Source organism: Bradyrhizobium sp. Crot121 (genome assembly GCF_059512385.1).
The window spans coordinates 21,403-28,393 of record NZ_JCAMOR010000087.1 but is presented as its reverse complement, the minus strand read 5'-3'; the positions used below and the strand labels follow the sequence as shown (position 1 = coordinate 28,393).

Below are 6,991 nucleotides of genomic sequence, written 5' to 3'. Positions count from 1 at the left end.
AAGGGCGGCCAGTTGGAGCGCTTTCTGCTAGAACACGGCCCCGCCTACAACGATCGACGTCCAATAATAGTGCCGTTAAAGCACTTCCTCCAAACCGGCGCCGCGAACGGCGGCCGGTTCGAGCGCTTTCTGCTCGAACACGGCACCGTCTATAAAGGGCGTGCGCTGCCGAAGAAGTACGGTGCGGCGCGCGGTGCGCTCGGCTGGTGCTTCCGAAATGCGGCCGGCCTCGCGCTCATCGACGACAACTTGACCTACGTCGAGGGTTACGCCGTAGACCACGAGAGCGGCGGCAGCCCTATCCATCACGCGTGGTGCATCGATCGTCATGGCCGCGTGATCGAGACGACATGGCAAAACGTCACCAAAGCCGAATACTTTGGGGTGCCGATCGAGGCCGAGCTGCTGGCCGTCGAGCTGTCGAGGGTCAGCTATTGGGGCGTGCTGTTCGCGGACGGCCAACTCAACGAGCGGCTTATCAAACGACTGACCGGCTGACAGACTCGTCCGGACAGCTCCTTCGCAGCAGGCGGACCCGCTCAATGCGCCCGCATGGATCCCAGCGATATTGAAATGATGTCCTTGTGGTCGCCGTCCGGGTGACTTCCCTCAGGCCGCATCGTTTTTTGCGTATGATGCAGGAGATCAGGGTCAGCGGCGGGCTGCATCGTTCATCCCCCCTCGAACACACAACGCCTAGCACCGTTCCACGATCTATCGCCAGAACGCAGCGAGTGCGACCATCAGGGCCGCCGCCAAACAGGCGAGCCCGACGATGTAAGGCATGTCGCGCTTCTCGCGTGGCGTCATCGATCGTTCCGGAGCTGTTGGATTGCAAATGGCAGGCTGGAACGCTGCCCCGACGCGACCGGCGTAGGGGAGCACGCCGGGGCTGCGCTTCCTCTCGGCGAACCGTCGGGCCGAGGAGTCGACACGGATCGACCGGGAGGTTACGTGGCCGATCCAAGCGCCCTTGGGCAGGGAAGTCTGTGCACTTTTGCACCGAACGGCGGGGGCGCAGCCAAAAAAGCCCGGCAGCGCATTGCGGGGGCTAAAGGGAGTCGTCACAATTAAGGCCGCTGAAGTAGAAGCGCCGCTAAAGGCATCTTCATCAGTCCGCCACGGCAGTTGCGGTCCATAATTAACGCTTAGGCGAACAGTTCAGCCCCAGCCGGCGTGATCTTTACATAGGTTCCGCTCTCGTGCATCCACCGCCGGCCGCGCACGATCGCGAGCTTGAAGAAGCGAGCGCTTCAATCGTCGCCAGATGCCCGTTGGCCTACCTACGGCGGCGCCTGATCAGCCAATAGACGCCGTAGCCAACCGCAAGGATCGGAAGGCCTGCGCCAGCGATCGGCCCGGGCGCTCCGCCGACGTGTTTGTTCTGACCGGGAGCGTTCTCGTGGGCCTCCGTGCAATTTCCCCCGCCATTGCAGGCCTGCGCGGGCAGGGTGACCGTCGTCAGAGCGAAGACCAAAATCGCAGCTTGACGAACGCGTGCCATGCCTTGCGCGCGACTTCCGTCATCTTGGCTTGGTTGCGCCGATGGACGGCGCGATCATGCTGCTCAACGGGATAGAAAATGGGGTGGATCACGCGGACATGCGTCACGCTGGAACGCAAAAGATCGCATCCGATCGACGTCAACCTGGATAGACTTTGGAGTAAACGACCCTCAAACCCCTCGACAACCCGTTCGGCACGAGGTTGTCACCCATCTCTCAGGTACGTTCTGTTACCTATGTGTCCGGGCTGGACAGTGTGGAATTGGCGCGCTCGGAGAGATTCGAACTCCCGACCCTCGGAATCGAAATCCGATGCTCTATCCAGCTGAGCTACGAGCGCGTGCCGTTTGCGTCGATTATCAGAGTTGGGCCGGAACGGCCAGCGGGGGGAGAGCGGGAAGGGTGCTCTGCGCACATCGTCCCGCCCGGTGGGCTTCAGAAACAGGGATGCCGGCGGCCATCTTGGCCGATATAGGCGGAGGCGCTCTGGCGGCATTTTACCGTCGCCGGGCCGTCGTAATAGGCGAACGTACCGGGCGTCGGCCCCGGGCCGTAATTGTGGAGGTAGCTGATCTGATAGGGCAGGTGCCCGGCGTAGTGCCGGTGGTGGTGGTGATGGCGGTAATGGCGGGCGTCGGCCACGCTTGGGGCGGCAGCCATGGCGGCGAGAACCGCTGCGGCGGCGAAAAACTTCAGTCTGGGCATTGTGCGTCTCCAGGGCCAGCCGGGGCGATTCTGGCCGATCCGGCCTTTCATTTAGCGCGGTTTGGAGGGAAAAACTGCGGGAAATCGGCCACATCACGTCAATTTTTGGCCCATTCTGGATGCTTAACGGTTTCCCAACACAGTCCGGCCAGAGTTTTGGGGTCTGGTCCGGGGCCCGCAGCCGGCTTTGTTTGAGGCGACCAAGGCGACTGTCACATTGTTCATGCGCATCACGCTTCTCGCCCTGTTGTTCCTTGCTCTCGCGATGGCGCCGGCGCGTGCCGTGCTGCACATCACGCGCGACCACGGCGGCTACGTCGATGAGTACAAGGCCAAGTACAAGCGCATCCGCGATCGCGGCGATCGCGTCATCATCGACGGCATCTGCAATTCCGCCTGCACGCTGGTGTTCGGCATCGTGCCGATGAACAAGATCTGCGTCACGCCCAGGGCGAGCGTCGGTTTCCACCAGGCCTATTACGACAAGGCCTTCACCTTCGGCATCAAGGTCACGAGCCTCGATGGCACCTCCGACCTGATGTCCTATTACCCGCAGACGGTGAAGGACTGGATCCGCCGCAACGGTGGGCTGACCACCGAAATGAAGAAGATCAAGAACGGCGTTGAGCTCTGGAAGATCGTCGATCCCTGCCCGGAAGAGTGGTAGGGCGGGCCGGTTTCAGTCATTCGCCTCACCGCAATTTCCGTCGTCATTCCGGGGGGCCAATTCCCACGCCCTCCGTCATTCCGGGGCGATGCGAAGCATCGAGCCCGGAATCCATCTGTCCGCTCGCGCATGTGGCGCAATGGATTCTCTGATGTGCAATTGCACATCATAGCTCGCGCCAAGAGGCGCGCCCCGGAATGACAGCGGAGAAAAATTCGCAAGCGATTTCAACATGATTTGCCCCGTCCAGCCCCCACACAAAAAACATTCCGCTTTCGCCGTCGGGCAAATCAGTGATTTAACTCCGCGCGTCTCACGGCGGATGAGGGGCGGCTCGCGATCGTCACGAACGTTGCGGTGAGATGCGGTGGACGTGAAGCGTGTGACTGACGAGCACGCGCATCACGGACGGCGAAGTCGTGTGGTCCTGGCGCCCCGACGCTGGCGCTAAGTCCTGGGGGATGGAAACATCCCTAAGGGCGACGGTGGCAGAAAGCCCGGTCACCGGGGAGAGCGCGAAGGAAACCGTAACACCATCGCGCAGGGAAAGCCGGAATGCTTCGGTTGAACCTGTGGTCCTACCCCCGTGCTTTTTGTTGCACGGGACCCACGGGTGCAACCAGCACCCGGCTTTCCCTGCGCCCTCTGATATCGAGGAGGGTAACGGTCACGCAAACCTCGGGCGTAACTCGCCGCGAGAACGCGAACTCACATCCTCACGCTATTTGAAATTTGAATCCGAACCTCGCCCCTCGTCGTCCCGGCGTTCGCCGGGACGACGAGGGGCGAGGGCCGCGGATTTGCTCAGCGCTTCGACTTCTTGGCCTTCTTTTTCTTGGAGGTTTTCTTGGTGGCTTTCTTGGTGGCTTTCTTGGACGTTTTCTTCGGCGCCTTTTTGGCTTTCTTTGCCGACTTCTTGGCGGCCTTCTTGCCGGCCTTCCCGGTCTTCGTCGGTCTCTTCTTCCTGGCCGCCGCTACCTTCTTCGCCACTTTCTTGGCGGTCCTTCGCACCTTCTTCGCGGCTGTCGTGGCGGCTTCGATGGTGGCCGTTGCGGCGGCGCCGAGCGTGTTGGTGACCTCTTCGATTACGGGCTTGTCGTCGTCCATGTCATCCCCCAACAGTTGAACGAGAGCGCAACGATAGCCGGATTCTTGAAAGCGTCAAATCGATGCCGTCATTTGCGCACTGCGCACTTCGGCGTAGTCGGCAAGCGCGATCGCTCTCAGGGACTGATGCCAGGGACCGGCGCTTCGATTGTCGTCCTGTTTTCGCTACTGCGCGGGCGTGGCGCGCCTGCGGTCGAGCGCTGCGAGTGCATCGCTCAGGATCGCCTTGATCCGGTCGATGCCCTGCGGATCGAGCACGGATGGATCAAGGTAGAAATCCAGCCCGGCCGTCCGCTCGACGATGACGTCGCCTTTCGCGGCGTCGTCCAGCACGTTGTCGATGGAATAGGGGATCACCTCGCGGCTGATGCCCTTCATGGTGATCGCGGGCAGCGGGTGGGCCTGGATGATGTCCCTCACCAACGCAAAGGTCTCATAGCTGACCACGATGCCTCCGGGCTCGGCGATCGATTGCAGCCGCGCCGCCAGATTGGCTTCGGCGCCGATGATCGTATAGTCCATCCGGTCCACGCTGCCGAAATTGCCGACATTGCAGTAGCCGGAATTGATGCCCATGCGCGACTTGAAGGGCTGTTCGATGCCGGCGGCGCGCCACTTGGCGTTCAGCTCGAGCAGGCGGCGCTGCATCTTCCAGGCCATCTGGACGCAGGCCTCGGCGTCCGCCCGATCGCCCCTGGTTTCGGGGTCGCCAAAGAAGATCAGCATGGCGTCGCCGATGAACTTGTCGATCGTCCCGCCATGCTGGTGGGCGATCTCGGACATCTCGGTGAAATACTCGTTGAGCAGTTGGGTGATCTGCTCCGGCTGCAGCCGCTCGGTGGTGGCGGTGAAGTTCTGGATGTCCGAGAAGAAGATCGTCAGTTTCTTCCGTTCGGTGTGGATGGTGACGTCCTTCTGGCCGCTGAAGATGCTCTTGTAGATCTGCGGCGGGATGTAGCGGGATATTTTCAGCGACAGCGTCGCGAGGAAATCGTTGTTGGATTCGAGCTCGCGGTTCATGGCCCGGATCTGCCGGGCCTGGCGGCGCTGCATCATCAGGAAGGAGAGGCCGCTGATGCTGGCGAGCGCCAGGTAGGCGAGCAGATATTTGAAGGAGAACAGGTTCGCCGCGATCGGCTGCGTGATCGCGACCTCCTGGATGCCTCGGACATCGCCCACCTTCCAGTCGGTCTTGGGGCTTTCGGGATGCGAGTTGTGGCAACTGACGCAGGCCGGCCCCATGATGACCGGGGCGACGAGCCGGACGCGGTCGCTGAACAGCGATGTCGTCGTGTCGACGATCTTCTGGTCCGGGTTGGTGCGCAGGCTCTGCAGCGAAGCTCTCTCGAACTCATCGAGCTGGTGCGGTGCCCGGTTCTTGAATGGGAAGTCCGAGACGAAGCGGTAGGTGATGTTCTGCTGCTGCTCGCTGATGACTTTCCCGAGTTCGAGCGACAGCGTCGCCGGGATCGGGATCGCGCCCGGGATGGTCTCGTAGTTGTGGACCACCTGGGTCTGGCCGGGATGGGACAATATCCGCCCGACGACGTTCGAGGCGTAATAGGAGCGGACGCTAGAGACGAGCGAATTGAGATCATTGGCCTGCCGCCGGAGCGCGACTTCCGCCAGATTGGTCAGATCGAGCCACACTGCGACCGGAAGGGCAGCGAGCAGCAGTGCAATCAGGAAACCTGTCAGTGCCGCAGAGCGTATCTGTCTGGGATTGCCGTCCATCGCGATGATCCGATTCCCGCCCGTTCGCAGGCTAAACTTCCATCGCAACCATCGCCTGTAAAGCGCGGCGACGAAGCAGCTTTCTTCAAATTGATGCGTAACTGGAGCAACTTGCCGCGGCGGATGAGGGGCGGGGTGCCGGCAGTTGGTGGCGGCCCTGGCTTAGGGGGAGAGGGCAGTCCGGAGGGACAAAATGCAGTTCGGAACGGCTCCATCATGCCCGGCACAAGGCCGGGCATGATGGTCGGATATCGATGGCGCGAGGCGTTACTTCGGCTGCTCGACGATGCGGATATAGGGCTTCGGCGCCTTCCAGCCCTTCGGATAGATCGTCTTGGCTTCGTCGTCGCTGACGGAGCCGGCGATGATGACGTCCTCGCCCTGCTTCCAGTCGGCCGGCGTCGCGACGCGATGCTTGGCGGTGAGCTGCAAGGAGTCGATGACGCGCAGGATCTCCTGGAAGTTCCGGCCGGTGGTCATCGGATAGACCAGCACCAGCTTGATCTTCTTGTCCGGGCCGATGATGAAGACGTTGCGGACGGTCTGATTGTCCGCCGGCGTCCGGACGAGGGGATCGCCCGAGGTGGAGGCGGGCAGCATCTCGTAGAGCTTGGAGACGTTGAAGTCGGTGTCGGCGATCATCGGGTAGTTCGGCGCGGCACCCTGGGTCTCCTTGATGTCTTCGGACCATTTGGCATGGCGGTCGACCGGGTCAACGGAAAGGCCCATCAGCTTGACGCCGCGCTTGTCGAATTCCGGTTTCAGCCTGGCGAGCGCGCCGAGCTCGGTGGTGCAGACCGGGGTGAAGTCCTTGGGATGCGAGAACAAAAGCGCCCAGCTATTGCCGATCCAGTCATGGAATTTAATTTTGCCCTCGGTGGTTTCGGCTTCGAAATCGGGAGCGGTCGCGCCAATGGGAAGTGTCATGGTGTTGCCTCATGCTATTGAAGTGGCTAAAGAATTTTCTGTGCCGGTGTGCGCGCGAGTATAGGCGCTGCAAGGGCTTAAGTGAACCACTGTAGCTAAAAGGTGAAATCATTCTCTTTTGTGACGGAACTTCGAGCAACTTCTTTTGATCGGCCCGCCTGCGGCGAAAAAACCCATAATGCCCGCAAGAGCACGGATTGCCGTGGAATTGCCTTTTATGGTCCCCATCTGCGGGGTCCGATCTGCTAATGGGCTCGAACCGTGACAGCGGTCACAGCGACCAATTGGCAACTATGTACAAATGTCGAAACCCCGGTTTCGAATCGGTAACCACTCGTTTACGCCG

6 protein-coding genes and 1 tRNA gene are annotated in these 6,991 nt (G+C 61.2%); 2 read left to right on the top strand and 5 right to left on the bottom strand.

The window, feature by feature from the left end:
- Positions 1-498: hypothetical protein (locus tag AC5ZGW_RS39425; RefSeq protein WP_496114071.1), on the top strand; the 498-nt coding region annotated here is incomplete at its 5' end.
- Positions 499-1,768: 1,270 nt separating this feature from the next.
- Here the strand turns inward: AC5ZGW_RS39425 and AC5ZGW_RS39420 are convergent.
- Both AC5ZGW_RS39420 and AC5ZGW_RS39415 read right to left on the bottom strand, forming a co-directional pair.
- Positions 1,769-1,845, bottom strand: a tRNA-Arg gene (locus tag AC5ZGW_RS39420).
- A 95-nt stretch (positions 1,846-1,940) separates the two neighbouring features.
- Complete coding sequence (locus AC5ZGW_RS39415; RefSeq protein WP_130230579.1) at positions 1,941-2,210, bottom strand: hypothetical protein; 270 nt, start codon at positions 2,208-2,210, stop codon at positions 1,941-1,943.
- 223 nt (positions 2,211-2,433) lie between these two features.
- On the opposite strand from AC5ZGW_RS39415, the gene AC5ZGW_RS39410 reads away from it, so the two are divergent.
- A complete protein-coding gene (locus AC5ZGW_RS39410; RefSeq protein WP_028164026.1) occupies positions 2,434-2,877 on the top strand; it encodes a hypothetical protein in 444 nt (147 codons plus the stop codon).
- An 804-nt stretch (positions 2,878-3,681) separates the two neighbouring features.
- Here the strand turns inward: AC5ZGW_RS39410 and AC5ZGW_RS39405 are convergent.
- From AC5ZGW_RS39405 to AC5ZGW_RS39395, 3 genes are all read right to left on the bottom strand, one after another.
- A complete protein-coding gene (locus AC5ZGW_RS39405) occupies positions 3,682-3,984 on the bottom strand; it encodes a histone (RefSeq protein ID WP_165435455.1) in 303 nt (100 codons plus the stop codon).
- 165 nt (positions 3,985-4,149) lie between these two features.
- The gene (locus AC5ZGW_RS39400) at positions 4,150-5,718 is read right to left on the bottom strand and encodes an adenylate/guanylate cyclase domain-containing protein (RefSeq protein ID WP_130228758.1); all 1,569 of its coding nucleotides are present in this window, start codon (positions 5,716-5,718) and stop codon (positions 4,150-4,152) included.
- Between the two features lie 267 nt (positions 5,719-5,985).
- Positions 5,986-6,645, bottom strand: a complete 660-nt coding sequence (locus AC5ZGW_RS39395; protein ID WP_130228757.1) for a peroxiredoxin — start codon at positions 6,643-6,645, stop codon at positions 5,986-5,988.
- Between the last annotated feature and the right edge of the window lie 346 nt (positions 6,646-6,991).

What these genes read in the sequence shown, in the direction of transcription:
- AC5ZGW_RS39415 (WP_130230579.1), bottom strand. Translation starts at nt 2,210, where the DNA reads ATGCCCAGACTGAAGTTTTTCGCCGCCGCAGCGGTTCTCGCCGCCATG.
- AC5ZGW_RS39410 (WP_028164026.1), top strand. Translation starts at nt 2,434, where the DNA reads ATGCGCATCACGCTTCTCGCCCTGTTGTTCCTTGCTCTCGCGATGGCG.
- AC5ZGW_RS39405 (WP_165435455.1), bottom strand. Translation starts at nt 3,984, where the DNA reads ATGGACGACGACAAGCCCGTAATCGAAGAGGTCACCAACACGCTCGGC.
- AC5ZGW_RS39400 (WP_130228758.1), bottom strand. Translation starts at nt 5,718, where the DNA reads ATGGACGGCAATCCCAGACAGATACGCTCTGCGGCACTGACAGGTTTC.
- AC5ZGW_RS39395 (WP_130228757.1), bottom strand. Translation starts at nt 6,645, where the DNA reads ATGACACTTCCCATTGGCGCGACCGCTCCCGATTTCGAAGCCGAAACC.